26 protein-coding genes are annotated in these 26476 nt (G+C 46.9%); 24 read left to right on the forward strand and 2 right to left on the reverse strand.

The features are described 5' to 3' along the window. Positions 1-138: 138 nt before the first annotated feature. Positions 139-1680, reverse strand: a complete 1542-nt coding sequence (gpmI, locus tag EDC63_RS10995; RefSeq protein ID WP_124945361.1) for a 2,3-bisphosphoglycerate-independent phosphoglycerate mutase — start codon at positions 1678-1680, stop codon at positions 139-141. A 121-nt stretch (positions 1681-1801) separates the two neighbouring features. Between gpmI and EDC63_RS11000 the strand changes: the two genes are divergently transcribed. From EDC63_RS11000 to EDC63_RS11045, 10 genes are all read left to right on the forward strand, one after another. Next, positions 1802-2119, forward strand: coding sequence for an ArsR/SmtB family transcription factor (locus EDC63_RS11000; protein ID WP_124945362.1), 318 nt, complete (start codon positions 1802-1804; stop codon positions 2117-2119). Positions 2120-2339: 220 nt separating this feature from the next. Further along, entirely contained in the window at positions 2340-3464 is a 1125-nt protein-coding gene (locus EDC63_RS11005) for an efflux RND transporter periplasmic adaptor subunit (RefSeq protein WP_223248173.1), read from the forward strand. A gap of 117 nt (positions 3465-3581) precedes the next feature. Then, positions 3582-6794 (forward strand): efflux RND transporter permease subunit, encoded by a 3213-nt coding sequence (locus tag EDC63_RS11010; protein WP_317615898.1) that lies wholly within the window; start codon positions 3582-3584, stop codon positions 6792-6794. Between the two features lie 32 nt (positions 6795-6826). Then, a complete protein-coding gene (locus EDC63_RS11015) occupies positions 6827-7042 on the forward strand; it encodes a YgaP family membrane protein (protein ID WP_124945364.1) in 216 nt (71 codons plus the stop codon). Positions 7043-7073: 31 nt separating this feature from the next. Beyond that, positions 7074-7478: a rhodanese-like domain-containing protein gene (locus tag EDC63_RS11020; protein ID WP_306307879.1), complete on the forward strand. Its 405-nt coding sequence runs from the start codon at positions 7074-7076 to the stop codon at positions 7476-7478. Between the two features lies 1 nt (position 7479). After that, a complete protein-coding gene (gene grxC, locus EDC63_RS11025) occupies positions 7480-7737 on the forward strand; it encodes a glutaredoxin 3 (RefSeq protein WP_124945366.1) in 258 nt (85 codons plus the stop codon). Positions 7738-7785: 48 nt separating this feature from the next. After that, entirely contained in the window at positions 7786-8208 is a 423-nt protein-coding gene (gene trxC / locus EDC63_RS11030; RefSeq protein WP_189836480.1) for a thioredoxin TrxC, read from the forward strand. 153 nt (positions 8209-8361) lie between these two features. After that, on the forward strand, positions 8362-8823 hold the full coding sequence (gene secB / locus EDC63_RS11035) for a protein-export chaperone SecB (RefSeq protein WP_124945367.1): 462 nt from the start codon (positions 8362-8364) through the stop codon (positions 8821-8823). Between the two features lie 27 nt (positions 8824-8850). Continuing rightward, entirely contained in the window at positions 8851-9306 is a 456-nt protein-coding gene (locus tag EDC63_RS11040) for an SH3 domain-containing protein (protein WP_124945368.1), read from the forward strand. 64 nt (positions 9307-9370) lie between these two features. Continuing rightward, positions 9371-10369 carry an NAD(P)H-dependent glycerol-3-phosphate dehydrogenase gene (locus EDC63_RS11045; protein WP_124945369.1) on the forward strand — a complete coding sequence of 333 codons (999 nt, stop codon included), beginning with the start codon at positions 9371-9373 and terminating at the stop codon, positions 10367-10369. A gap of 2 nt (positions 10370-10371) precedes the next feature. On the opposite strand, the gene trmL is transcribed toward EDC63_RS11045, so the two are convergent. Further along, entirely contained in the window at positions 10372-10836 is a 465-nt protein-coding gene (gene trmL, locus EDC63_RS11050; RefSeq protein ID WP_124945370.1) for a tRNA (uridine(34)/cytosine(34)/5-carboxymethylaminomethyluridine(34)-2'-O)-methyltransferase TrmL, read from the reverse strand. A gap of 145 nt (positions 10837-10981) precedes the next feature. Between trmL and EDC63_RS11055 the strand changes: the two genes are divergently transcribed. The 14 genes from EDC63_RS11055 to EDC63_RS11120 all read left to right on the forward strand — a co-directional run bounded on the left by EDC63_RS11055 (position 10982) and on the right by EDC63_RS11120 (position 26399). Continuing rightward, positions 10982-12685, forward strand: coding sequence for a GspE/PulE family protein (locus tag EDC63_RS11055; protein ID WP_124945371.1), 1704 nt, complete (start codon positions 10982-10984; stop codon positions 12683-12685). 102 nt (positions 12686-12787) lie between these two features. Further along, the gene (locus EDC63_RS11060) at positions 12788-14017 is read left to right on the forward strand and encodes a type II secretion system F family protein (RefSeq protein ID WP_124945372.1); all 1230 of its coding nucleotides are present in this window, start codon (positions 12788-12790) and stop codon (positions 14015-14017) included. Positions 14018-14040: 23 nt separating this feature from the next. Continuing rightward, the gene (locus EDC63_RS11065; RefSeq protein WP_124945373.1) at positions 14041-14586 is read left to right on the forward strand and encodes a pilus assembly FimT family protein; all 546 of its coding nucleotides are present in this window, start codon (positions 14041-14043) and stop codon (positions 14584-14586) included. A gap of 73 nt (positions 14587-14659) precedes the next feature. Next, positions 14660-15142 carry a pilin gene (locus EDC63_RS19075; protein WP_124945374.1) on the forward strand — a complete coding sequence of 161 codons (483 nt, stop codon included), beginning with the start codon at positions 14660-14662 and terminating at the stop codon, positions 15140-15142. 96 nt (positions 15143-15238) lie between these two features. Beyond that, entirely contained in the window at positions 15239-15610 is a 372-nt protein-coding gene (locus tag EDC63_RS19080; protein ID WP_124945375.1) for a pilin, read from the forward strand. A gap of 243 nt (positions 15611-15853) precedes the next feature. Then, on the forward strand, positions 15854-16315 hold the full coding sequence (locus tag EDC63_RS19085) for a pilus assembly FimT family protein (protein ID WP_124945376.1): 462 nt from the start codon (positions 15854-15856) through the stop codon (positions 16313-16315). Then, positions 16302-16883: a type IV pilus modification PilV family protein gene (locus EDC63_RS11085; RefSeq protein WP_223248174.1), complete on the forward strand. Its 582-nt coding sequence runs from the start codon at positions 16302-16304 to the stop codon at positions 16881-16883. The genes EDC63_RS19085 and EDC63_RS11085 overlap by 14 nt, the downstream gene beginning before the upstream one ends. Continuing rightward, a complete protein-coding gene (locus EDC63_RS11090) occupies positions 16870-17694 on the forward strand; it encodes a type II secretion system protein (RefSeq protein WP_124945377.1) in 825 nt (274 codons plus the stop codon). The genes EDC63_RS11085 and EDC63_RS11090 overlap by 14 nt, the downstream gene beginning before the upstream one ends. Beyond that, the gene (locus tag EDC63_RS11095) at positions 17684-18106 is read left to right on the forward strand and encodes a hypothetical protein (RefSeq protein ID WP_124945378.1); all 423 of its coding nucleotides are present in this window, start codon (positions 17684-17686) and stop codon (positions 18104-18106) included. Before EDC63_RS11090 ends, EDC63_RS11095 begins: the two co-directional genes overlap by 11 nt. Before the next feature lie 13 nt (positions 18107-18119). Beyond that, positions 18120-20834: a DUF11 domain-containing protein gene (locus EDC63_RS11100; RefSeq protein ID WP_124945379.1), complete on the forward strand. Its 2715-nt coding sequence runs from the start codon at positions 18120-18122 to the stop codon at positions 20832-20834. 97 nt (positions 20835-20931) lie between these two features. Next, on the forward strand, positions 20932-23934 hold the full coding sequence (locus EDC63_RS11105; protein ID WP_124945380.1) for a DUF6701 domain-containing protein: 3003 nt from the start codon (positions 20932-20934) through the stop codon (positions 23932-23934). 199 nt (positions 23935-24133) lie between these two features. Further along, positions 24134-25048 carry a type IV pilus biogenesis protein PilM gene (pilM, locus tag EDC63_RS11110; RefSeq protein WP_223248175.1) on the forward strand — a complete coding sequence of 305 codons (915 nt, stop codon included), beginning with the start codon at positions 24134-24136 and terminating at the stop codon, positions 25046-25048. Next, positions 25045-25722 (forward strand): MSHA biogenesis protein MshI, encoded by a 678-nt coding sequence (locus EDC63_RS11115; protein WP_124945382.1) that lies wholly within the window; start codon positions 25045-25047, stop codon positions 25720-25722. Before pilM ends, EDC63_RS11115 begins: the two co-directional genes overlap by 4 nt. Next, the gene (locus EDC63_RS11120) at positions 25719-26399 is read left to right on the forward strand and encodes an MSHA biogenesis protein MshJ (RefSeq protein WP_124945383.1); all 681 of its coding nucleotides are present in this window, start codon (positions 25719-25721) and stop codon (positions 26397-26399) included. Before EDC63_RS11115 ends, EDC63_RS11120 begins: the two co-directional genes overlap by 4 nt. Positions 26400-26476: the final 77 nt, after the last annotated feature.

Consider the following 26476-nt stretch of genomic DNA (forward strand, 5'->3'; position numbering starts at 1 on the left):
ATATCGGGCAAAAAACCAAAGAGTTATGAAAGGCTGGCAGTTTTGATCCCTTCAATACGGTTTGCCTAAATGAAATCCGTATCGAAGAGGCAGCTATCTCAGGCAGTCGCGCCTTACCAGCTATAGCGTAGCTTATAATCATTCAAACTCGATCAACGATCTACCAGTCATTTCTATTGGTTGATCAATTCCCATTATTTTTAATAGGGTAGGCGTCACATCTTCAAGCGCACCTGTTTCAGCAATATGAGCTCCTTTTCTTCCAATATAGAGAAGTGGAACAAGATTTAGCGTATGTGCAGTATGTGCCTGCTGTGTCGCCTCATCGCTCATCATTTCCGCGTTGCCGTGGTCTGCAGTGATTAAGACTTCCCCGCCGATACTTTGCATGGCCTTAACAGCCTTTTCTATGCAGTCATCCAGTACTTCGATCGCCTTGATGGCGGCTTCCAGATTGCCGGTGTGGCCAACCATGTCAGCATTGGCGTAGTTACAGATGATAGCATCAAATTTTCGGCTCTCTATTGCGGCAACCAGTTTTCTGGTGACTTCATAGGCACTCATTTCTGGTTGCATGTCATAGGTTGCGACATCTGGCGAAGGAATCAATATTCGCTCTTCACCTGGGTAAGCGTTTTCTTCGCCACCATTAAAGAAGAATGTCACGTGGGGATATTTTTCAGTTTCTGCAATACGTAACTGCTTAAGCCCCAGATGCGCAATATATTCTCCAAAACCATTGCGAATACGTTCTGCCGGATAAGCAACAGGGATGTCAAATTCATCGTTGTAACTGGTTAATGTACAGTATACGCCTAGCTTTGGTACGTATTCACGTTCGAATTCATTAAAATCAGGCTCAATAAATGTTCGTGAAATCTGACGCGCACGGTCTGACCGGAAGTTCATCACTACGATGGCATCACCATCTTCCATACGGACTGGTTCCATACCTTCAGGAATAATGGCCGTGGCTTTAACGAACTCGTCACTTTCGCCTCGGTCGTAAGCCATTTGCAAACCTTCCAGTGCACTTTTTGCCTGATATTCAGCCTTCCCCTGGGTTAACAGGTCATAGGCGGATTTGACCCGTTGCCAGCGACGGTCACGGTCCATGGCAAAATAGCGTCCAATCATCGAAGCAATGCGACCTGCTTTAAGCTGGTCACATTTCTCCTGTAATTTCTTGATATAGGGTTCAGCGCTTTTCGGCGGTGTGTCTCGCCCATCCAGAAAAATATGCAGGTAGACTTCTTTGAGTCCGTTTCGTGCCGCCATTTCCAGCATGGCATGAATATGGAGTTCATGACTATGCACGCCGCCATCGGAGAGCAAGCCTAAAATGTGCAGGGCCTTGCCATTGTTTTTAGCAAGCTCTACTGCATTTTTAAGTGTAGGATTCGAAAAGAAGTGCCCGCTGTTGATTGCGCGGTCAATCCGGGTAAACTCTTGGTATACCACTCGACCGGCGCCAATGTTCAGGTGGCCTACCTCGGAGTTTCCCATTTGTTGCGCTGGCAGTCCAACCGCAGCCTCAGAAGCCTGAATGGTTGTGTGGGGATTTTTTTTCCAGAGGGCGTCCCAGTGGGGTTTATTTGCTTTTTCGATAGCATTGTCATTGCCATTGTGGCGACAGCCAAAGCCGTCCAAAATGATGAGTAAAGCAGGGGTTACATTCATGTTGGGATTAATTTTTTGATACGACAGTGTATTAAATGATATATTATTTTATAATATTTTAATAATAAACGCATTATACTTATTGTAAATTTAGTAATTATTGACAGGATAGCAGAAAGAGATGAGTTTTGATCAAGTTGAATTAATCGACAAAGACGAACATATTGAACAGGCTTCTCGTGCTATGAAAGCGATGTCTCACCCGCTTAGGCTGAAAATTCTGTGCGTTCTTGGCGACAAGGAAGTCAGCGTGCAAGACATTGTTGATAATGTTGGCACTTCTCAAAGTAACATTTCCCAACATCTGGCGATTCTGCGAGATAAAGGAGTGTTGCGTACCCGCAAGGATGCAAACCGCGTTTATTACCGTGTTGGTGATACGCGCACTTTGAAATTAATCAGTATGATGCGCGATGTTTTTTGCGGCTTTGCAAAATAATTTCGTAGTCAGTATTTGAATTTGTAGCTTCTATCATCTGTTGGTATCGTCTCCAGAAGAGTTGAGGTTGCAGCAAGTATTGGCCTGATTTTTGAAGAGGATACCCTCACTACCTGTGCTTTAAATAATGCGCCAGATGCGCCGATGTGTTTCTGTGGCTTGAATTTAAGTTAGTATTAGTATTAGTATAGACTAATATTCCATTCACATAGGGGGTGTTGTGTTCAAAATAAGTGACCTTGTGGAAATAAGCCGGAATCTTATCCGGTCAGCGCATTCTGCGCTTCCTGAAAAAACTGGTTTTCTTGGGGTGACTGTCTCCATTCAACACGTTGTATTGCTAGCGTTAATGTCCCCTGTCCTGTCTCATGCTGCATTGCCTTTTGCAGTAGCGCCAGTACAGTTTAAAGAAGTGGATCAAACCTATGCAGCTGAAGCGCTGGTAGAAGCAGTAAAGCAAGCGACTGTTTCTTCCCAGATTTCGGGGCGTATCGTTGAAATTAATTTTGATGCGGGCGATTTTGTAAAAAAGGGTCAGGTGCTCGTGCGTATTGATGAGCGCGAGGCCAGCCAGGCACTTGCCGGAAGTCAGGCGCAAGTGGCGCAGGCACAGGCTTCCTTGCAGAACGCAAAAGCCAATTATGATCGTACCAAACAACTGGTGGCGCAAAAATTCGTGAGTCAGGCAGCGCTGGATAAAGCCTTGAGTGAATACAAGGCTGCACAGGCCCAGGCTCAGGCATCGTTGGCTGGCGCAGGGGTAGCGGCGACAACCAAAGGTTTTGCCACTATTGTGGCGCCATATAGTGGCGTTGTTGCAGCCCGACATGCGGAATTGGGAGAAATGGCCAGCCCCGGTAAGCCGCTAATGACAGGCTTTGATCCTAAGGACCTTCGTGTTGTGGCCAGCATTCCCCAGTATAAGTTGCCGGAAGTCAGGCAATCTCCCCGGGCAACTGTAGAGTTTCCTGCACTCAATAAATGGGTCAAGGTGACAACTATCAGTGTTTTGCCTGCTGCAGAAGCGCGCACTCACACCACACGGGTGCGTCTTGATCTCCCTGAAAATACCAAAGATGTCATCCCTGGTATGTATGCTCGCGCTCATTTCACTGTAGGACGCACGCGCAAACTGCTGGTGCCGGACTCAGCAGTGATTCGTCGTAGCGAAGTGACAGCTGTCTATGTCGTGGACAAAAAAGAACAGATTCATTTACGGTATGTGCGATTGGGAGAGTCGGCAGGGCAAGCAGAAATTGAAGTGCTGGCAGGTTTGATGCCGGGGGAAATCATAGCGACTGAGCCCGTTAAGGCTGGCATTTATTTGAAGCAGCTAAAAAAATGACCAATTCACTAGAGAAAATTAAAGGCAAAAATTAAGATCCGTGGAGGCTGAATTGAATTTTGAAATATATTCTTCACTTCTATCTTCCTCTTTCATGCTTCTTCACTTTATTGGACATTGAAATTGGGTATTTCCGGGCGTACAGCTAAATTCTTCCTTACTTCACAATTAACGCCTTTGATCGCGTTAATTGCGATTCTGCTTGGGTTGTTTGCGGTAATGGTTACCCCAAGAGAAGAAGAACCGCAAATCAACGTGACCATGGCGAATGTCTTTATACCCTTTCCTGGCGCTTCAGCGAAGGATGTGGAATCGCTCGTTGCAATGCCTGCGGAACAGGTTTTGTCTCAAATTTCGGGTGTGGAGCATGTCTACTCCGTATCCAAACCCGGCATGGCAGTATTGACTATCCAGTACAAAGTTGGTGAAGACCGTATCCAAGCGCTAGTCAGGCTTTATGATGCCATTCAGTCTCATCGGGACTGGGTTTCACCCAATCTGGGGGTGGGCGAGGCGATTATTAAGCCGGTTGGTATTGATGATGTACCGATTGTCACACTGACGCTATGGGCTTCGGATGCTGCACAGGGCGCATTTGAAATGCAGCACATCGCGCATGCCATGGAATCAGAGCTCAAGCGCGTCCCGGGTACACGTGAAGTATTGACTATCGGTGGCCCGAATCACGTAGTGCGCGTTGTGATGGATCCTGAGCGCATGAACTCCTTTAATGTTTCTGCTCAGGACATCCGCGATGCCCTTCAAGTTAGTAACGCGTCACAACCTTCGGGGTCATTGGTTTCTCAGAATAAGGAATTGCTGGTCCAGACAGGCACTTTTCTGGAAAGCGCGAATGATGTAAAACAACTGGTTGTGGGGGTATTTGAGAATCGACCTGTTTTCATGACAGATGTGGCACAAGTGATCGATGGTCCGGATCAGCCGAGCCGATATATCTGGATTGGCACTGGGCCTGCAGCAGCTAAAAAAGGGATATCTCAGCAAGGAGAATTTCCTGCTGTAACCCTCTCCGTATCAAAGAAGCCGGGAGAGAATGCTGTAGATGTTGCTGATCACGTGTTGAAAAGGGTTGCAGAACTCAAAGGAACCGTGATTCCGGACGGAGTGAATGTTACTGAAACACGAAACTATGGTGTAACGGCTAACGATAAAGCCAAAAAACTTATACAGAAGCTGATATTCGCAACCTCTGCAGTCGTATTGCTGGTGCTGTTTGCACTGGGCAAACGCGAAGCGCTCATTGTCGGGACGGCAGTATTGCTCACCTTGGCGGCTACCTTGTTCGCTTCCTGGGCATGGGGCTTTACGCTTAACCGTGTATCACTGTTTGCCCTGATTTTTTCCATTGGTATCCTGGTAGATGATGCCATTGTAGTGGTAGAAAATATTCATCGCCGTCGCGCACTGGACAGCGGCACCCTGGCGGAAATTATCCCTAATGCGGTAGATGAAGTGGGGGGGCCGACAATACTCGCTACCTTTACAGTCATTGCAGCGTTGTTGCCTATGGCATTTGTCAGCGGTTTGATGGGGCCATACATGAGCCCGATTCCGATAAATGCCAGTATTGGTATGGTGATTTCCCTGGCGATTGCATTCATTGTAACGCCGTGGCTTGCCCTGAAATTATTAGGCAAACATAAGCATGCCCATGCTGAAGGGGAAAATTCCAAACTTTACGAGTTTTTCAGTGCGCGTTTAACACCGTTTCTTAACCGTGAAAAAGGCTCAGCCAAACGCAAACAATTACTGTTTGGCATATTGATCGCAATTGTACTGGCAATATTTCTGGTGGTTTTCAAATTGGTGATTATGAAGATGCTACCGTTTGATAACAAATCAGAATTCCAAGTGGTGGTGGATATGCCAGTAGGCACGCCTTTGGAACAAACTGCCGGTGTGTTGCAGGAAATGGGTGCTTATTTGGCAACCGTGCCAGAGGTGACGGATTATGAAGTTTATGCTGGTACAGCATCGCCCATCAGTTTTAATGGGCTGGTACGCCAGTATTACTTGCGTAGTGGTGGTGAACTTGGGGATATTCAGGTTAATTTGACGGATAAACATGAGCGTAAGCGGAAAAGTCATGAAATTTCCCAGGCAGTACGTCCTCAGCTAGAAAAAATTGCCAATGCGCATGGTGCAAGAGTAAAAGTCGTTGAAGTACCGCCAGGTCCACCGGTAATGTCTCCTATAGTCGCTGAAATTTACGGGCCGGATTACCAAGGGCAGATTGGTGTGGCCGGGAAGGTAAAGGCAGTATTTGCTGGTACGAAAGACATCGTTGCGATTGATGACACGGTAGAAGAAAATTCGGAAAAATTCGTGCTGACGGTGCAGCAGAATAAAGCAGCGCTCCTAGGCGTTGCACAAAAGGATATTGTTGCAGTCATGAAAATGGGGTTGTCAGGTGAAGATGTGACCCCTGTGCACAGTGGATTTTCGAAATACGAAATTCCGGTGCGAATTAAGTTGGCTGCAGAGCGACAAAGCAGCATGGAAGAATTGCTCAAGTTGACAGTGCGCGCGCGCGATGGTGCGCTGGTTCCTTTATCCGAACTGGTAAAGGCTGTTCCCACGGAGAGAGAGAAATCAATTTATCATAAAGATTTGCTGCCTGTGGTCTATGTAGTAGGAGATATGGCAGGCAAGCTCGATAGCCCGTTATATGGCATGTTTGATATTCGCACCAAAACTTTGGGTATGAATTTGAGCGAAGGCGGAAAACTGGGTGAATACTTTATCAAGCAGCCGGAAGACCCCTATAGCCAATTCAGTATTAAGTGGGATGGCGAGTGGCAGGTAACCTATGAAACTTTCCGGGACATGGGAATAGCCTACGCTGTGGGCTTGATACTGATTTATTTGCTGGTAGTGGCGCAGTTCAAGTCTTACCTGGTGCCACTGGTTATTATGGCGCCAATACCATTGACGATTATCGGTGTTATGCCGGGACATGCTTTGCTGGGCTCGCAGTTTACCGCAACTTCAATGATCGGTATGATAGCGCTTGCAGGTATTATTGTGCGTAATTCCATCTTGCTGGTAGATTTTATTAATCTTCAGGTAGCAGAAGGCATGCCGTTTCAGGAGGCAGTCATCCGTTCCGGTGCAACCAGAGCCAAGCCAATTATATTGACGGGTCTGGCAGCCATGCTTGGTGCGTTCTTCATTCTGGATGACCCCATTTTTAATGGGTTAGCCATCTCCTTGATTTTTGGTATTCTCGTCTCCACATTGTTAACACTGGTTGTGATTCCCGTACTGTATTACGCTTTAATGTATCGTCGCTACGAAAAAGTTGGCTGAGTTTTTATTTTTGATTTTTGAAAGGTAATTGTATGACTGTAAATCGTATTGTGCGCATTGTCGCAGGTTTTTTTGTAATGTTATCATTGGCTTTAGGTGTTCAAGGTAGTCCCATTTTCCAAAATGTAAACTGGCTGTGGTTTACATTATTTGTAGGATTTAACCTGTTTCAGAGTGGGTTTACCAAGTTTTGTCCGATGGACACCATTCTCAAGAAGTTTGGTGTAAAAGAAACCTGCGGGTCTTGATTATTTTTAAGGGGTATTAAGGTTGGATTTTTTGCAAAATAATCTGGGACTCTTCGGATTGGCTGTGATCAGTGGCGTGATGCTGCTGTGGACCACCTTCGGTGGAAGACTTTCCGGTGTGAAAGAAGTGGATTCAGTCGGAGCAGTTCAACTCATGAATCATCGTGATGCGCTGGTACTGGATGTACGTGAAGACAAGGAAGTTGCCGCAGGTCGTATCCCAAACTCCAAACACATTCCGCTGGGGCAGCTAGCAAGCCGCTTACAGGAATTGACTAAATACAAAGAAAAGCCCGTTGTGATCAGTTGTCGTAGCGGTGCACGTTCTGCCAGTGCCTGCAGGACTTTGGCCAAGAGCGGGTTCACGGAAGTATATAATTTGAAAGGGGGTATTTTGGCCTGGGAACAGGCAAATATGCCCGTAGAGAGGAAATGAAATGCCAAATGTAAGTATGTATTGTACCGGGGTTTGTCCTTATTGCACCATGGCAGAACGCCTGTTGCAACGCAAAGGCGTTTCGGAAGTGACTAAGATCCGTGTTGATGTCGAACCGGGTAAACGTGAAGAAATGATGGAACGTACCGGACGCCGCACAGTGCCTCAGATCTATATTGGCGATTTCCATGTTGGTGGATTTGATGACCTTTCTGAGTTAGATGTGGAAGGCAAGCTGGATGAGTTGCTGAAAGCTTAAACTTGATTCATTTTCTGTAATGGATTGCTTGTACTATATTTAAAACTTATGATAAATATTGTTTGCTCGCATTGTCAGGCTATAAATCGCGTACCACAAGAACGCATGGGGCAAGGCCCAAAGTGCGGGAAGTGTAGTTCGCCCATTCTGGAAGGCATACCAGTAGAATTAGGTCAGAAAGACTTTGCGCGGTTTATTGCGAAAAATGATCTGCCTGTAATCGTGGACTTCTGGGCTTCCTGGTGTGGTCCGTGTAAGATGATGGCACCCATTTTCACGCAAACGGCTGCGCAACTTAAAACACAATTTCGTTTTGCCAAGGTAAACACCGAGCAAGAACAGTCATTGGCCAGCCAATATCAAATCAGAAGTATTCCTACTCTGGCGCTGTTCAAAAATGGCGTTGAAGTAGACAGGGTGTCAGGAGCGCTTGATGGCCCTAGTTTGGTTAATTGGTTAAAGCAGCACTGAAATATATTTTGTACGTTGACGTTTTGCCAAGAAAGATTGAAGATACTATGATGTCTTCAAAGTGAAAAATTATAAATATAAAATGATTCAACCGGGTGGGCTACCCATCCATTCCATTAACAGTACTATTTTTATTCTAAAAGACCCAAAAAAATGAGCGAACAAGAACAACCCGTTTTTTCCATTGAAAAACTGTATCTGAAAGATCTTTCCCTTGAAATTCCAAATGCACCACAAATCTTTCTGGAGCGCGAAGCGCCTCAAATTGATGTGCAATTGAACACCAAACAAGGTGTGGTGAGTGAAGGTATTTATGAGACTTCATTGACCGTGACCATTACTGCGAAATTGCAGGAAAAAACCATGTTTCTGATTGAAGCCACTCAGGGCGGAATATTCCGTATTAATAACGTACCCGCTGAAGAAATGGATCCTATTCTGGGCATTGCCTGTCCGAATATTTTGTTCCCCTATGTGCGTGAAGTGGTTTCAGATGCTGTAACACGCGCAGGATTTCCTCCTGTTATTTTGAACCCGATGAATTTTGAGGGTTTGTATCAACAGCAGAAACAGGCTCAACAAGATCAGGCAGCAGCAGCTGGTACGACTCATTAATACAGTGTGTGTTAAAGGGTGTGTGGCATGAAAAATAAGGCACTGATATTCCTGTCAGGAGTGTTAGGTGCCTGTTTGTTGCTGAGTACCACAACGTGGGCGTTGGAGTTTCGTTCCATCGCCGCAAATGCCACCATAATGTATGATGCGCCTTCGCTGAAAGCTAACCGCTTGTTTATTGCAAGCCAATATTATCCGGTCGAAGTGGTTGTTAGTCTGGAGCATTGGGCCAAGGTTCGCGATATCAGTGGCGATCTGACCTGGGTAGAAAAAGAAAAGCTGAGCGAAAAGCGTACGGTTATGGTCAATGTGCCGCTTGCCGATATTATGCAAGCGCCTGATAGCAAGTCGCCACTAGCCTTTCAGGCTGAGCAGCGTGTTGCATTGGAACTGCTCGAGTTTTCTACGCCTGGCTGGGTCAAAGTTCGTCATCGTGATGGTCAAAACGGGTATATACCTATTTCCCAAGTGTGGGGCATATGATGCACGTGTACGGATTTCAGCGTGATGAATCCTTATCATACCAAGTTCAATAGTCGGAACCAGAATGAAAATTGCAGTTTTAGGTGCAGGTGCCTGGGGAACGGCATTGGCAATCAGTTTGGCCAAGCAGCATGAGGTTACTTTGTGGGCGCGCAATGCGCTTCAAGTGGCTGAAATGGCAGAGGCTCGTTGTAATAGCCGATATTTACCAGGTTTTACTTATCCATCTGAGTTGCAGGTTGAGTCCGACCTGTCTAAAGCGCTGCATTCGGCTAATCTTAGTTTAGCCGTTGTCCCTACAGCGGGGTTTCGACCGCTTCTTCGTGAAATTGCAACTACCGGCCTGTCAGTGCCGTTGATCTGGGCTTGTAAGGGTTTTGAGTCCGGAACAATGAAACTGCTTCATGAGGTTTATGCGGAAGAACTTGGGCATGCTATGCCATGTGGCGTGATATCTGGTCCGAGTTTTGCGCAGGAAGTTGCATCCGGGCTCCCTACGGCACTAACGCTGGCATCCACAGATAAAACTTTTGCCAGAGAAGCCGCTGCGCAAATTCACTCAACGCATTTACGGGTTTATACCAGTGAAGATGTGATTGGAGTGGAATTGGGTGGCGCCGTTAAAAATGTGATGGCCATTGCAGCGGGTATATCGGATGGTATGGGGTTTGGCTATAACGCTCGCGCGGCGTTGATAACACGAGGTCTTGCTGAAATGACAAGACTCGGCATGGCCTTGGGAGGCCAGCCAGAAACATTTATGGGGCTGACTGGCGCGGGCGATTTAATTCTGACCTGTACCGGAGATTTATCGCGTAATCGTTCCGTGGGATTGAAATTGGCGAAGGGTGAAAGCCTGGAAAGAGTGCTGCAAGAATTAGGGCATATTGCTGAGGGCGTTTTTACCGCTCGTGAAGTACAGAACCTGGCACGCAAAATGAATGTGGAAATGCCGATTACAGAAGCAGTCTGTCAGGTGCTGTATGAAGGATTGCCGGCTAAAACTGCCGTTGAGGCGTTGCTGAACCGGGACCAAAAGGCAGAAAATCTAAGCCGACAGTGAAATTACACGCCATCTTCAAATCCTGATTGGCGCCATGCTTCAAAAACAGTCACTGCAACTGAGTTGGAAAGATTCAAGCTGCGGCTGTGGGGGAGCATAGGCAAGCGAATGCGATTCTCCGCTGAAAAGGACTCAAGAATATCGGCAGGCAGCCCTCGGGTTTCCGGCCCGAATACAAATACATCTCCCTTTACATATTCAACATCGCTAAAACGTTTAGATCCTTTCGTGGTTGCGGCAAATAGCCGCCTTCCTGCGAAGTGCTGCATACATTCTGCCCAGTTTTCGTAGACCACCAGTTTTGCATACTCGTGATAGTCTAAACCCGCTCGTTGCAACTGCTTGTCTTCCAGTGCGAAGCCAAGTGGCTTAACTAAATGGAGTCCGGTACCTGTGTTCGCGCACAAGCGGATGATATTGCCGGTATTTGGGGGGATTTCAGGTTGATATAAAATGATGTCAAACATTGGCTTGTGTGATGAAGGGAAAAAAGTTAATCTAAAGATTCAATGAAATGCGACGATAACATAATAATTTACTATAGATGTGCTGTGATGGCATATAATTTGCAAATCTGGATTTTGTAACCTAAGCAATCATAGAGGAATAGTTATGGCACGGCCGGAAAAAGTCCGCTTAGGTGAGATTTTAGTGCAGCAGAAGCTGTTGTCTGAAGAACAGCTGAATATGGCACTGGCAGAACAAAAACGTTCCGGGCGCAAGCTCGGACGGGTATTTGTGGAAAACGGTTTTGTAACCGAAGAGCAAATTTCTGGTGCTTTGGCCAAGCAGCTTAATATTCCCTATATCAATCTGAAGTTTTATAACCTGAAAAGTGAAGTGGCGCACATGCTGCCAGAAGTTCAGGCCCGCCGTTTTCGCGCTATTCCATTGGAAGACCAAGGCTCTGCTATCCTGGTCGGGATGGCAGACCCTACAGATTTATTTGCCTATGATGAAATTTCCCGCTTGGTAAAACGCAACATTGAACTGGCGGTGGTGAATGAAGGGGAATTGCTTCAGAACATTGATCGTATTTATCGCAGAACAGAAGAAATTACCGATTTTGCGAAGAAACTAGAAGAAGAGCTTGGCGACACAGTCATTGATTTTGGCACTATTGGCGCGGCAGCAGGTCAGGAAGAAGCGCCAGTTGTTAAACTATTGCAATCGGTTTTTGATGACGCCGTGCAGGTCAGAGCGTCAGATATCCATATTGAACCACAAGAAACCCGTATTCAAATTCGTTTCCGTATCGATGGTTTGTTGCATTTGCAAACCGAAGCGGATATCAAGATTGCCAGTGCAATGGCCCTACGCCTGAAACTTACAGCCGGCCTCGACATTTCCGAGAAACGATTACCCCAGGACGGACGCTTTGCCGTTAAAGTCAAACAGCAGGATGTTGACGTGCGTATTTCCACCATGCCTACCCAATATGGTGAGTCCGTTGTAATGCGGTTGTTGAATCAAAGTGGGGGCGCACTTCGATTGGATTCGATCGGGATGCCAAAAGCTATGCTGGATCGGTTTCGCACAATCGTGCAGCGTCCAAATGGATTGGTACTGGTTACAGGGCCAACCGGTAGTGGTAAAACGACCACTCTGTATGGTGCGTTATCGGAACTGAACACGATTGAACGAAAGCTGATAACGGTAGAAGATCCAGTGGAATACCGATTGCCCGGCATAAATCAGGTGCAGGTAAATGACAAAATTGATCTGACCTTTGCCAAAGTGCTTCGCTCCGCTTTGCGACAAGATCCGGATGTAGTGCTGGTGGGTGAGATGCGCGATCAGGAAACCGCTCAGATTGGTATGCGCGCCGCCATGACCGGTCACTTGGTGTTGTCAACATTGCACACCAATGACGCGGTAAGCACCCCGGTTCGTTTATTGGATATGGGGGTGCCAAGATATATGGTGGCAACGTCACTGCAAGCAGTGTTGGCGCAACGGTTATTGCGCGTTATCTGTGAAAGCTGTGCAGAACCCTATGAGCTAAAGCCAACAGAGCGCGAATGGCTGAAAAGCGAATTAAAAGATACTGTTGGAGATCGTAAATACCTGCATGGGCGTGGATGTTCTCATTGTAATGGAACAGGATTCCGTGGGCGAACCGGTGCCTATGAAATGCTGGAAATGACCGAAGCAGTGGCTGATGCAGCAAACCACCACGACCCGGCACACTTCTTGAAAGTGGCGCAGGCCCAAATGGCTGGCGAGACATTAAGACGCCATGCCGTAGCACTGGTTTTAGCGGGTAAAACTACGGTGTCTGAGGCAATGCGTATTAGTAATCAGTTCGATGATTAAGATAAAAAGGAACAGAAAAGTGCATGTTCTGGAAATCTTTGAAATAGAAAAAGTAGCGCTATTGATCACCCGGAAGTTGTTTTATTCCGCGCAGGGATACTAATGCCATTTTTTGCATATAAAGCACGTAATTCCCGGGGGGAACTGATCCAGGGGGTACTTGAAAGTGTCGATAGCAGTGCGGTAGCTGATCAGCTATTTAGTACGGGTGTGACCCCTATTGAAATTTTACTGACCAAGAAGACAGTAACAAGCACAGAAAGAGGTTGGTGGGAACGGTTTAGCGAAGAAAAAGTACGTTCTATTGATGTGCAGCTTTTTAGTCGTCAACTTTACACCTTGTTAAAATCAGGGGTGCCCATAATGCGCGGGCTGGCTGGATTGCAGGAATCCGCCATCAACAAGTCATTTGCACGGGTTTTGCAGGATATTCGCGAATCGCTGGATGCCGGGCGCGAACTTTCTGCCGCGATGCGACGCCATCCGGAAGTGTTCATTCCTTTTTATATCAGTATGGTGCGTGTGGGAGAAATGACAGGGCGGCTGGAAGAAATTTTTCTGCGGTTGTTTGATCACCTGGAATTTGAAAGAGAAATGCGCGAGCGAATTCGCACAGCAATGCGTTATCCGATGTTTGTTGTAATTGCCATGGTGGTGGCAATCGGGGTGATTAACCTGTTTGTTATTCCCGCTTTCGCCAAAGTGTATGCCGGCTTCAATGCCAAGCTGCCCTTTATGACCCAAATTCTGATCAATTTCTCCAATTTTACGGTGCACTACTGGCCGTTGGTGATCGCGATAATTGTGGGCGCAATATTCGGTTTTAAACTATACGTAGCCACCCCCAAGGGCTGTTATAAGTGGGATAAAGCTAAGCTTAAGATTCCGATTATCGGGCCGATCATACTGAAAGGCACCTTGGCACGTTTCGCCCGTAGTTTTGCATTGGCCAGCAGAAGCGGTGTGCCCATTGTGCAAGCGCTGAATGTGGTTGCACAAACAGTGGATAATGCGCACATTGAAAGCCGTGTAGACCAGATTCGTGATGGAGTGGAACGGGGCGAAAGCATATTGCGTACCGCCACAACATCGGGTGTGTTCACCCCTATTGTCTTGCAGATGATCGCTGTTGGGGAAGAAACAGGAGAATTGGACAGCCTGATGGATGAGATTGCCCAAATGTATGAGCGCGAAGTGGATTACGAACTGAAAACGCTTTCATCCAAAATTGAACCTATTCTGATTGTTGGTTTAGGTATACTTGTGTTGATTCTGGCGTTGGGTGTATTTTTGCCGATATGGGACCTGGGAAAAGTTGCAATGCATAAATAATTCCCGAGCTATAGGAAAACGGTGTGTTTGGACTAAAGCAGGAATTGCAGAAGAGCGTGGTTGGTGTCTCTAAACACCAAGGTTTCTCGCTCTTTGAGCTGATGGTTATATCGGTGTTGATCAGTATTTTGGCGATCGTTTTAATAAATCGTTTACTTTACTATCAAGAACTCGCTGAAAAGGCCGATATGGAATACAAGGCAACTGAGCTTCAGAGTGGACTGCGCTTGCGCATGGCTAAACTGTTAATTGAAGGGCGTGCTCAAGAGTATAGTAAGTTGGCGCTGGAAAATCCGTTTGATTGGGTAGAGAATAAACCAGGCAATTACGTTGGGCAATTTAAGAATGCAAACCCTAAACAGCTTCCTGCAGGAAGCTGGTATTACGACTTAACAAGACATACACTTGTTTACTTGGTAAGAAACGGAAATCATTTCCAATCTGGAATTGCTGGGGAAAAACAGGTGCGGTATCAGGTGAAGCTCATACGTAACCCACCGGGTGTCGGCGTTGATCAACCCTTTGCCAGCATAAAACTGGTATTGATAGAATCTTATCAATGGTTTTAATTGATAAGAAGTTGAAATGGTTTTTTGTGATTGAAAGATTTGTTTGAATTATCGTAAGTAAGGAGCGAAAGAAATGCAAAAAATTCAACGTGGTTTTACGCTGATTGAGTTGGTGGTGGTTATTACTATTCTAGGTATCTTGGCAGCGATTGCCTTGCCAAGGTTTACCGCACTACAAGCCGATGCCCGTTTAGCTAAAATGAATGGTGCAATGGGTGCGGTGAAATCCGCTGCAGCAATGGCCCATGCGACATTGATTACGCGCGGTTTTGACGCAAGTTTCACAGGAACGCCTGTCCCGAACATCATCATCGAGGGAACCGTTGTTGTTTATACTAACGGTTATCCTAACGTGGCGACAATTGTTCCACTGGCAGGATTGGTGGCTCCGGACTATGTGATAGCAGGATTAACGGCGCCCCGGATTGCCGCGCCAGATGCAAATCATACAGGCGCAGCTGCGGCAACGGATTGCACTATCTCCTATACTGCGGCGGCTGCGGCAAATTCATTACCAACTTATGCGATTACGGCTACATTGGCTACTTGTGCATAGAATTGGCGTTTACAAACTGGTTGGCATGTAACTTGCTATGTTTATAGTTAGCAACTTTTTGAGTTGAATTTTTTAAAAGTGAAAAGGAAATTGGAAATGAAAACGAGTCAAACAGGTTTTACTTTGATTGAATTGGTAGTGGTAATCGTAATTCTGGGGATTTTGGCTGCGACCGCCCTGCCGAAATTTATTGATTTATCTTCTGAGGCTAAGGCTGCTGCACTACAAGGCGTAAAAGGTGCAGTTGAATCCGCTAGTGTCATTAATTATGGAGCTCGTAAGGCCAGCGCAGGTGCAAAAGGGGTCCCAGTAGCTAATTGCACTGATATTGCAAGCGCCATGCAAGGCGGGTTGACGACAGGTTATACTCTTACAGCCGCTGCTATTGCTGTGGATACAACAGTAGCATGTACTATTACTCAAACTTCTGGTGGCGCTACGACCACTGCAAGTGTGACTGGTGTTTAAGTTTAGTGCGTAAAGTAGTAAAAGATAATTTTCTGCGTATAAAGTTGCGAAATTTGGAAATTTAATCAGGGGTAGAACCCCTAATGGTGGGGATTAAAGGGGCGCGGAAGTGCCCCTTTATTTCTTGTGAAATGATGTCGTTTCTGTGCTGAAACGCAGTGATTTCTTGCAGAGGACTATGATATGGTTTGTATGTGGAGACGCTGTAAGCTTATGATTGTTTTGACGAGTATCTAAATTATAATGCTCAATAAAAATAAACAGATAGCAGGTTTTACGTTAATAGAAATGGTGGTTGTTATTGTCATAATTGGGGTTTTGGCGGTAACAGCGTTGCCGCGTTTTTTTGATCGGCAAATTTACGACCAACGAGGGTTTTATGACCAAACTCTCTCCGCACTGCGATATGCTCAAAAGTCAGCAATTGCGCAAAGGCGGACCGTGTGTGTGACATTCACAGCCTCTACTGTGACACTGACCATAGCGGCCGCAGCTGGTTCAGGAGCATGTACCCTTAACTTGACAAGCCCGTCAGGTGGAACCCCATTTCTAATTACAGCACTTTCTGGTGTGAGTTTTCAGGCTACTCCCAGCAATTTCCAGTTTAATGCTTTGGGGCAAGCGAACTTTGGTCAGACCATTCAGGTGGCCGGTACTTCAGGCAGTATTATCATAGAGCAGGATACAGGCTATGTGCATTCCTGAGATTGTGCTTAATAAAATGGCATTCCGTCAGAAAGGGGTATCACTGGTGGAATTGATCATGTTTATCATGATCATCAGTATAGGTGTGGCAGGAATTCTGTCTGTCATGAACGTGACTACCGCAAATAGTGCTGACCCCATGGTGCGTAAACAGGCCCAGGCGGTTGCCGAATCCCTGCTGGAAGAAATTGAGCTGCAACCCTTTACCTATTGCGATCCGGATGATACTAATGCAGCCACTGCAACTGGGGCGTTTGTAGGCGCCGGGGGGTGTGCTACCACCGTAGAGGCTATGGGGCCGGAAGGTGAAACTCGATATGCCGCCCCCCAGTTTGATAACGTCAATGACTATCACGGTTTTACCATGAATCCGATTGTAGATATCAATAATAGCCCGATTGCAGGGCTTGCCGGATTTACTGCGACAGTGACCATTTCCCAGGCGGGTGCCGCTTTTTCGCTGCCAGCTGCGGATGTGTTGCAGATCGATGTCAGGGTGACTTCCGGCAATATAGATATTCCCATGACTGGCTATCGTTTTCGATACGCTCCGAATGCAGTTCCGTGATGACATGCTGACACATATGATGAAATCTCAACGGGGATTTACCCTGATAGAAGCGATCATAGTGATCGCGCTTACCGGGATTGTTTCCGCAATGGTCGCAGTGTTTATTAAAATTCCTGTGCAAGGTTATATTGATTCGGCACGCCGTGCTGAACTGACGGATATTGCCGATACGGCAACTCGCCGTATTGCCCGTGATTTGCGACTGGCACTTCCGAATAGTGTTCGCGTTACCCAGTCGGGTGGCGTCTATTACCTGGAATTTTTGCAAACCAGTGGTGGCGGGCGTTATCGGGCTGACGGTCCTGCGGGTGATATTCTCGACTTTACAGGCTCGGATAGTAGTTTTGATGTGCTGGGACCTCCAGTTGCTACTGTAGCGGGCGAGCAGAATCTGGTGGTTGTTTACAATCTGGGGATGGCTGGGGCTGACGCATATAGTGGCGATAACAGCAGCGCCATTACCGGTGTGACAGGCAATAATGTTCAAATTGCAGCCAAAGCTTTTCCCTTTGCTTCTCCGGCTAACCGTTTCCAGATTGTGTCTTACCCTGTTTCTTACGTGTGTGATCCTGTCACGGGTAAATTGACACGTTACTGGAATTATTCGATTCAGGCAGCTCAGCCAACCAGTTTTCCTGGGGGAACAGCCAACTCCTTGTTGGCGGGAAGTGTTAGCGGGTGTTCGATTTCTTATAACGCATTGGTGGTTACCCAGCGTGCCGGCTTGGTTTCAGCCTGGCTGCAATTAACGCAAGTGGGTGAAACGGTCAGCATTTATCATGAGGTGCATGTCAGCAATGTGCCCTGATTCTAAAATTTCAGCTATCAACACCCCGCAGCGCGGGTTTGCCATAGTTGCCGCAATTTTTCTGCTGGTTGTACTGGCATCACTGGGTGCTTTCATGCTGACTTTTTCGACCGTGCAGCATATGACTTCTGCTCAGGATTTGCAGGGAGCAAAAGCGTATCAGGCTGCTCGAACCGGCATTGAATGGGGTGCTTACAAAGCACTTCAGGGAAGTTGTGCAGCCAGTACCGTGGTTCCGGTTGGCGGAGGGCTTTCGGGGTTCTCATTGACGGTCCAGTGTGCAACCTATGGCCCCTACACGGAAGGGGGAAGCAGCGTGACACTCTATCAAATTACCGCCACTGCCACTCAGGGAACAGTGGGTGCCGCTACCTATGTAGAGCGCCAATTGAAAGCGACTGTAGGTAAATAAGCATGGCAAGTTTATGCATGGAATAGCCAATCTGAGTTTCGGCTTCAAGCAGTGCATCCGGCTGCTGTCAGTGAGTTTTTTCCTGATGTTCTGGACTATGTCGGCGCTGGCTGCTGGTGCGTGTTCGCCAGATATTGGCAAAGCCACCCTGAATGAATACAATTACCAGCTCAATTTTTCTGAAGTGAAACGCCTCAATATTGCTACACCGTTGACGGGCTGGAAAGTGCGGGTCTACTCGGGAGTGGGAACGTATTTGCAACAGAATTTTCCGACTACAGAACAGTGCGATGAGTATTATGTGTTCAGTTTTTCCACTTCGCCTAAGGATGCAGACATTGTTCTGCTGGATGCGAATGATGATGTTGTGGATATTCTTAGAGCAAGACAGTCTTTCCCAGTCTCAGGCTATTATTCGCCTTATCCTACTTGCTCTTTTATTAGTCCCCCTACTGATTTGCTAATCAATCCCGCTCAGAAAGGAGTGGACCGTAGTCCGGACGGTGTAGGTCCTTGGCGAAACACACCAGGAACCGGATCTAATTCTTTTCAAACACGCTGTGGCGGGAATACGCCAGGCGGAGCAACGACAGACCTGAGGGTGACGAAAACGGCCAGTAGCGGCAGTATACTGCTAGGCGCCAACGTTACGTTCACGGTGACAGTGACCAACCTGGGCCCCAATATTGCCAGCACACTTATTATTAGTGATTCGCTTCCTGCCGGGCTTTCTTATGTGTCGCATACGGTTACATCTGGCACTTATAGTGCCGCAAGCGGGCTTTGGACATTAGGTACGCTGGCTGTAAACGGTTCGCAGACCCTGAGTATAATAGCCAATGGTGCCAGTGCGGGAACATGGACTAATATTGCCACCGTTTCTGCCGATAATCCTGATTCCAATACAGCAAACAATACCGCAAGCGCTGCGGTCACGGTGGCGAGTTCTGCGCCAGGCAGTTTTAACGCTTTCGAAACGAGCACTGCGGCCAATGTAACGACTGGGGTGATCAAGACAAAAATCGCAGGCAGCGCATTTAACCTTGATGTGGTAGCAATCAGTGGGGGTGTTCAGGCCAGCACCTTTAGCAATACGGTGAAAGTGGAATTGCTCGGTAATACCACAACCGGTATTGGTCTCGATGGTAATAACTGCCCTGTAAGTTCAACCGTTCTGCAAACCATTTCTTCGGCAATAAGTGGGGGGAGGTCTACTGTCAGTTTTGCAGCGGTAAGCAACGCGTGGAAAGACGTGCGGGTAAGGATCAGCTATCCAACTGTATCGCCTACAGTCTTATCTTGTTCCACAGATAATTTCGCCATCCGGCCAGCCAGTTTAGGCAGTGTCAGCATCAGCGATGCAGATAGCGTGACGGCTGGCACGGCACGGTCCCTCAATAACACGGCAGTATCAGGCGGCAATGTCCATAAGGCCGGTCGCCCTTTCCGCATGGATACGACAGCCATCAATGCCTCAGGAATAACAACAACGAATTATAGTGGTAGCCCCGGAGCCATGCTGACAGTATGTCTGTTGCCAGGTACCCCTACTACCTGCACGCTGGGTACCTTGGCGCCAGGGAGCTGGGCAGCAGCTTCAGGAGTAGTGACTTCGACGACAGCCAGTTACAGTGAAGCGGGTGCGTTTACCATGAAGCTGGTGGATACCAGCTTTGCCGATGTGGATGTTGCAGATTCCAGTACTACTGAACGTTATATCGAGTCCGCTGCCATCAATGTCGGACGTTTTGTGCCTGATTATTTTAGCGTAATAACAAATAACACGCCTGCGTTCAAAACCTTCAATGACGCAACCTGTCCCTCCCGTTCTTTTACGTACATCGGTCAAAGTTTTGGCTATACCACTGCGCCACAGGCACTGATTACGGCCAGAAATTTTGCCGGGGCCACAACCCAGAACTATAGTGGGGCGTTATGGCGTCCCACGCCTGCATTTGCCTACAGCAGCGTTTCAGGTACGTTGGATGTCAGTCTGGTTACAGTGCCGACCGTTACGCCAAACAATAACGGTACCGGCAGCGAAAATGTAGCGATTACAGATCTGTTGGCCTATGTCCGTAACCTGACTACACCTCAGTCACCCTTTAATGCCAGCATTTCCCTGAATATGAGTGTTTCCGATACCAGTGAAGCAGGAGTGGCAGGTAATGGCACGATTAGTACCACAACCCCTGCCATATTCAATGGAACAGGTAGCGGTATTGCATTCGACTCCGGCAATGAATTTCGCTATGGGCGCTTCAGGCTGGGTAATGCGTTTGGCTCGGAGTTGCTGGATTTACCGATTCCCGCAGAAGCGCAATATTGGAATGGGACAGTTTTTGTGACGAATTCGGCGGACAACTGCACCATGATTACCGCGACCAATGTCACTATGGGGAATTATCTTGCCAACTTGAGCGCTTGCAAAACGGCGATCTCTATCAGTGGCCGTCTGAGTTCAGGTAAAAGCAATCTGAAGCTGTTCAAACCCGGGGCGGGTAATAACGGTAGCGTAGACGTGACAGTTAATCTGGGGGCTGCCGCAACCGGGCAAACTTGTGTTGCCCCATTACCCGCCGCGCAGCAAGCTGCCACAGCAGCCAATCAACTGTATTTACAAGGAAAGTGGACGGGAACCAGTTACAACCAGAATCCGCGTGTGCGCGCCACATTTGGCGTTTATAAAAACGCGAATGAATTGATTTACATGCGTGAATTGTATTGAGTGTTAATTGCGGAAATGGGAAGCCTTCGTTGCCAAGGGAAATGATTAAAAAATGCTGCAGAGCAGAATAAATTCAGTTGCAGTTGAAAATAGAGTCATGAAGCGGATTTTTTCCAGCTTGTGTTCTCGCTTACTATTGCCAAGTAGTTGGTATGCAAAGATTTTGGCTGTTTTATTATTTATGCCGGTCTTCGCATCTGCTGCCTGGTTTAATGCTACATGGAGCTACCGCGTTCCCATTAATATCCCGGCAGGTACTACCGTAAACAGTACCATTAAAGCGGATGTTGATTTTGCTGCGCTCCTGACTACACTGGGGGCAGCGGGGACGTTTGATGTTAATTCCCCTCGAGTGACGCGTGCTGACGGTACAACGCTGAGTACTATTCAGGAATTTACGGATTCAATCTACGCAGGGACAACGGATGCCACTGGCAATAGCCGGGGTGAAGTGCGTTTTATTCTGGAAGATGCGGGCCCCGCTACTTACTACTTATATTTTGATGTAGCGGCTAATGGCCCTAAAGCGACTAACCCGCAAACGCCTATTAACGGTAATTTTGAAAGAGGCGGCACAGGTACGGCTACGCCGCCCGGTTGGAATGCCAGTACGCGCACGAATGGCAATATGGATATCCAGATTCGTCCGTCAGAGACTGTCACAGTTGCAGATCAAACCACAGTAAACACCAGCGGTATTCCCAATACCGGTCAATTCTCTTACTTGATCGGGTATCGGACAAACACAGATTCAGGCGGAACAGCCACGTTAACAAAAAGTATTACTGTACCAGCCAGCAGCCCCGGTAATATGATTATCCGGTTTGAGCCGGAAGGCTGGGATAGCGGCGCTAATGGCAGCACCACAAATTATGATTTTATCCGGGTGCGTCTGCTGAATCCGTCCACTTCTGCGGTACTTCTGGATGTAGTCGGTCCTCAATTAAATAATTATGTTACTTGCCCATTTAGTCCGAATTACAGAACAAGTGCTGCTACATCAACAGCTCCGGGATATGGCCCCTACAACAACTGGGATAATGGAACAGGATCGAATAATCATACTCTGGGCATGAGTGCTACTTACAACCGGGGTCTGCAACCTTGGGTTGCCTGTTCTGTCAGTTTGGCTGGTGTAGCAGGTCAAACTGTGAATCTGGAAATCAGGGTAGATAATGTGAGTCAGTATCGCAGCTGGTTTTTGCTTGATGATGTGGAATGGAGTGTTGTAGTAGTAACACTGGGCACGCCAGAAACAGGTGTCGTTGTACCCGGAGGATTTAATGCCTACGAAACAGCAACGGCTCCAGCCACCGCAATTTCCGGTGTCATTAAAACCAAAATATCAGCGCAAGCTTTTAATCTTGATCTTGTCGCGCTGAATACTGCAAAAACAGGCATTGAACCGGGATTTACAGGGGCTGTAAAAGTGGAGTTGCTTGATAGCAGTAACAACACAGGTGCATTGGATGCCAATGGCTGCCGGTCTACCTGGACGGTGATCCAGACGCTAGCCAGCCAGACTTTTGCGGCAGGTGATGCGGCAATTACTGGGAGTGCCGGGCGCCACCGCATCACGGGTATTGCAGAAAACAATGCCTGGCGGGATGTACGTGTAAGAGTCAGTTACCCCGGGACAGGTGTGGCGACAGCTATCGGCTGTTCCTCGGATAACTTTGCTATTCGGCCCAATCAATTTTCTCCAGTGAGCGTAAGTGATACAAACTGGAGTGCTGCGGGGACTGTAAGAACTTTATACAACACGAGCGATACCGGGGGTAATGTGCACAAGGCGGGGCAGCCTTTCAGTATTGGTGCCACAGCCGTAAATGCATTAGGTAATACGACGACTAACTATAATGGCACGCCAGCTGGAAGTTTAACATCCTGTATTTTGCCAGTGAGCGGATGCACGCTGGGCACATTTAATGTGGGTACATGGGTAGCGGCTTCCGGGGTGATTGCCTCAACAACGGCTACTTATAGCGATGCTGGTGCATTTGCCATGCAGTTTGTTGATACTACCTTTTCCAATGTTGATGCTGCTGATGGCTCAACTACGGTAGAGCGGTATATTACTTCTGCAATTTTCAATGTGGGACGGTTTGTTCCTGATCATTTTGATGGAATCACTGCCAATACGCCGGGGTTTCTGACCTTTAATGATGCGGCCTGTGGAACCCGCTCTTTTACTTATATTGGTCAGCCCTTCGGGTACGCACTATCACCCCAGGCTTTATTAACGGCAAAAAATGCCAGTGGGGCGACAACGATTAATTACCGAGGTGCACTATGGAAAATAGCTACCACTGACGTTACTCAGGCTTATACCTATACGCTGACCCCGGCCAGTACACCGGGGCTGACCACTGTAATGGGCGCGCCTGTTATAACAAGCAATAATAATGGCAGTGGTACGGTTTCTCCTAACAGCACAGACACCCTGACATTTAACCGTAACTTGACTACGCCGCAAAGCCCATTTACTGCGGCAATCAATCTCTCTATTTCTGTCAGTGATTCGAGTGAATCGGGGGTGGCAGGTAATGGTGTGATTGCATCCACAACGAATGCGCAATTCAATAGCATTGCTTTTGATTCAGGCAATGCATTCAGATATGGACGGCTGAAACTTACAAGCGCACATGGTTCGGAGTTGTTGAATCTTCCCGTTCCGCTTGAGGTGCAATACTGGAATGGCACATCTTTCGTCACTAACACGGCAGATAATTGCACAATGTTCGTAGCCAGTAATATGCGCCAGAATAATTACACAAATAACCTTTCTGCCTGTAAAACGGGAGCGTCTATCGGCAGCCGGTTGTCTGCCGGACGCGGTAATCTAGTACTGGTTAAACCGGGAGCAGGTAATAATGGCAGTGTGGATCTGGCAGTGAAGCTGACGACTATTGTGGCGACGGATAAAAGTTGTGTTGCGCCGCCTCTTGCTGCTCAGGTAAATGCGACTTCTGCGAATGCATCATGGTTAAAAGGGAAGTGGTCTGGTTCAGCCAGTTACGATCAGGACCCGTTTGCCAGAGCTACCTTTGGTGTATATAAAAACCCTAATGAATTTATTTACATGAGAGAAATATATTGAACCGGGATTATTAAGATGTTTATACCTTGTTCGGTCAAATAGATGTGGCCGTATATATTTGATATTAGGATGAAAATAAAAAACGGATTTGCCGAAAAATTATTGACAACAATGGTTTATTGATTTAACTTAAAGTTAATTTTACATTAAAAAATCTGTAAGTATGGGTTTATTCCGAAAAACAAAAAATAGGGCAGGATTGATAGCAATTAGCTTGCAGAGTGATGGGATTTATGTCGCTCGTGCAACACGTTACCCAACTAGCAAACCGCAAGTTGAGCAAGTGGCTTTTTATTCAGTGGAAAGCGCTTCTGTGCAGACAGTTCTGGAAAAACTTGCGAAAGACCTGCATGCAGACCAATATCATTGTGCGACTTTACTTGCATCAGGTGAGTACCAGCTGTTATCTGTAGATGCACCCAATGTGCCTGCAGAGGAATTGAAAACCGCAATTCGCTGGCGACTGAAAGATATGCTGGATTTCCACGTTGATGACGCAACGATAGATGTATTGGATATTCCGGTAGATAAAAATAGCCCTGTCCGCGCGCACTCCATGTTTGCTGTGGCCGCTAAAAATCAGTTGATTGAAGCGCGGCAGGCAATGTTTGCCCAAGCTAAAATTCCATTGAGTGTGATTGATATTCCTGAACTGGCGCAGCGCAATATCTCTGTATTGCTGGAGCCAGAGGGTCGTGGTGTCGCGTTCTTGTCTTTTGATGGGGATGGCGGGATGTTAACTGTTACTTTTAATGGCGAACTTTATTTATCCAGGCGTATTGATATCACGTTGCAGCAGTTGACGCAAAATGATGCAGATCAGAAAAATGCTTACTATGAAAGAATTACGCTGGAATTGCAGCGTTCATTTGACCATTTTGAACGTCAATATCAATTTGTTACCCTTGCCAAATTAATATTATCCTCAATTAGCGATGACGATAATGGGTTGCAACAATACCTGGCTGCAAATTTGTATATGCCGGTAGAAACATTTAATCTGGAATCCGTCATAGATATCTCGAAAGTACCTGAGTTGCAAAAACCTCAAGCGCAACAAGCCTATTTCAAGGTGCTTGGTGCAGCCTTGCGATACGAGGAGAAGGTGCTTTGAGTCAGCAAATCAACCTTTTTAACCCGGTATTTCTGAAGCAGGAAAAATATTTTTCAGCTACTACCATGGTGCAAGCCTTGGGATTGATAGTGGTGGGGGTGTTATGTATTGCTGGTTATGTGGGCTTCCAGTCTTATAAGTTACAAAAACAAGGAATTGAAACCAGTAATCAGCTCGCGCTGGCTCAGTCACAGTTGGCAAAAGTAAATGCAGAGTTTGGACCCAGGCAGAAAAATCAGGCGTTGGAACAAGAGCTGAGGGATGCTGAAGCTGAGTTGCTGTCGTTGCAGGAAGTGTCGGATATTCTGGAAAATGGGGAACTGGGGAATACAAAAGGGTACTCGGAATATTTACGCGCTTTTTCTCGGCAAGTGGTTAGTGGCTTGTGGTTGACTGGTTTCAGTATTTACGGTGCGGGAAATGAAATCGGGGTTCAAGGTCGCGTCCTCCAGCCAGCACTGGTTCCTGCATATATAGCGCGATTGAAGCGTGAACAGGTCATGCAAGGGAAATCGTTTTCCGCGCTTGAGATGAGTGTGCCAATGGTAGATAAGGCGAATAAAGAAGATGTAGCCGGTGCAGCCAAGCAAGAACCTGCAGGATTTATCGAATTCAATTTACGGTCTTCAGGGATCAAGGAAAATGAAGCCTTGGCAGGAGCAAAGCGCTCATGAAGCAGTATTGGAAAACGCTGGTAACTAAAATCGATTTGCTCAGTCTGCGCGAGCGTGTAATGGTATTTGCGATGGCTGCTGTTGTTCTTGTAGCATTGTTAAATACGGCTGTAATTGATCCCTTGTACGCTAAGCAAAAATTGTTTTCCTTGCAAGTGAATCAGGACCAGGCACAGATGATTGCCATTCAGACTGAGATTCAGCAAAAAATTCAAGCGCATCAATTTGACCCTGATATGGCTAACCAGATTCGTCTGAAAGAAGTGAAGCTGAAAGCCACGAAAATGAACGCAGATTTAATGGAGATGCAAAAAGGGCTGGTTTCTCCAGATAAAATGGCTGCTCTTCTAGAGGATATTTTAAAGCGGAATGGCAATTTGCGCCTTGTTTCGTTAAAAACGCTCTCAGCGTCAAATTTGAGCGAATCAAAAGCGCAAGAGGGGCAAGCGGTTGTGAATGGAAGTGCAGGTGGGGCAGCACCAGTCGCCCAAAATAATGAACCAAAGAAACCAGCTGATTCACCGGTTTTCAAACATGGCGTGGAAATTGTTGTACAAGGCAGCTATCTGGATTTGCTTAATTACATGACCGAACTGGAAACAATGCCGTGGCAATTGTTTTGGGGTAAGGTGAATTTGAATGTAATTGATTATCCAAAGTCAGTAGTGTCCGGTTAAATCGCGAATCGAGCCGCCAAGATCCAATCTGGGCGGGGTTTAGAAAGCAAAATATTTTGGTGCCGATTTGAAATCAT

It is taken from the genome of Sulfurirhabdus autotrophica (genome assembly GCF_004346685.1).
In the GTDB taxonomy this organism is placed as follows: Bacteria; Pseudomonadota; Gammaproteobacteria; order Burkholderiales; family SMCO01; genus Sulfurirhabdus; species Sulfurirhabdus autotrophica.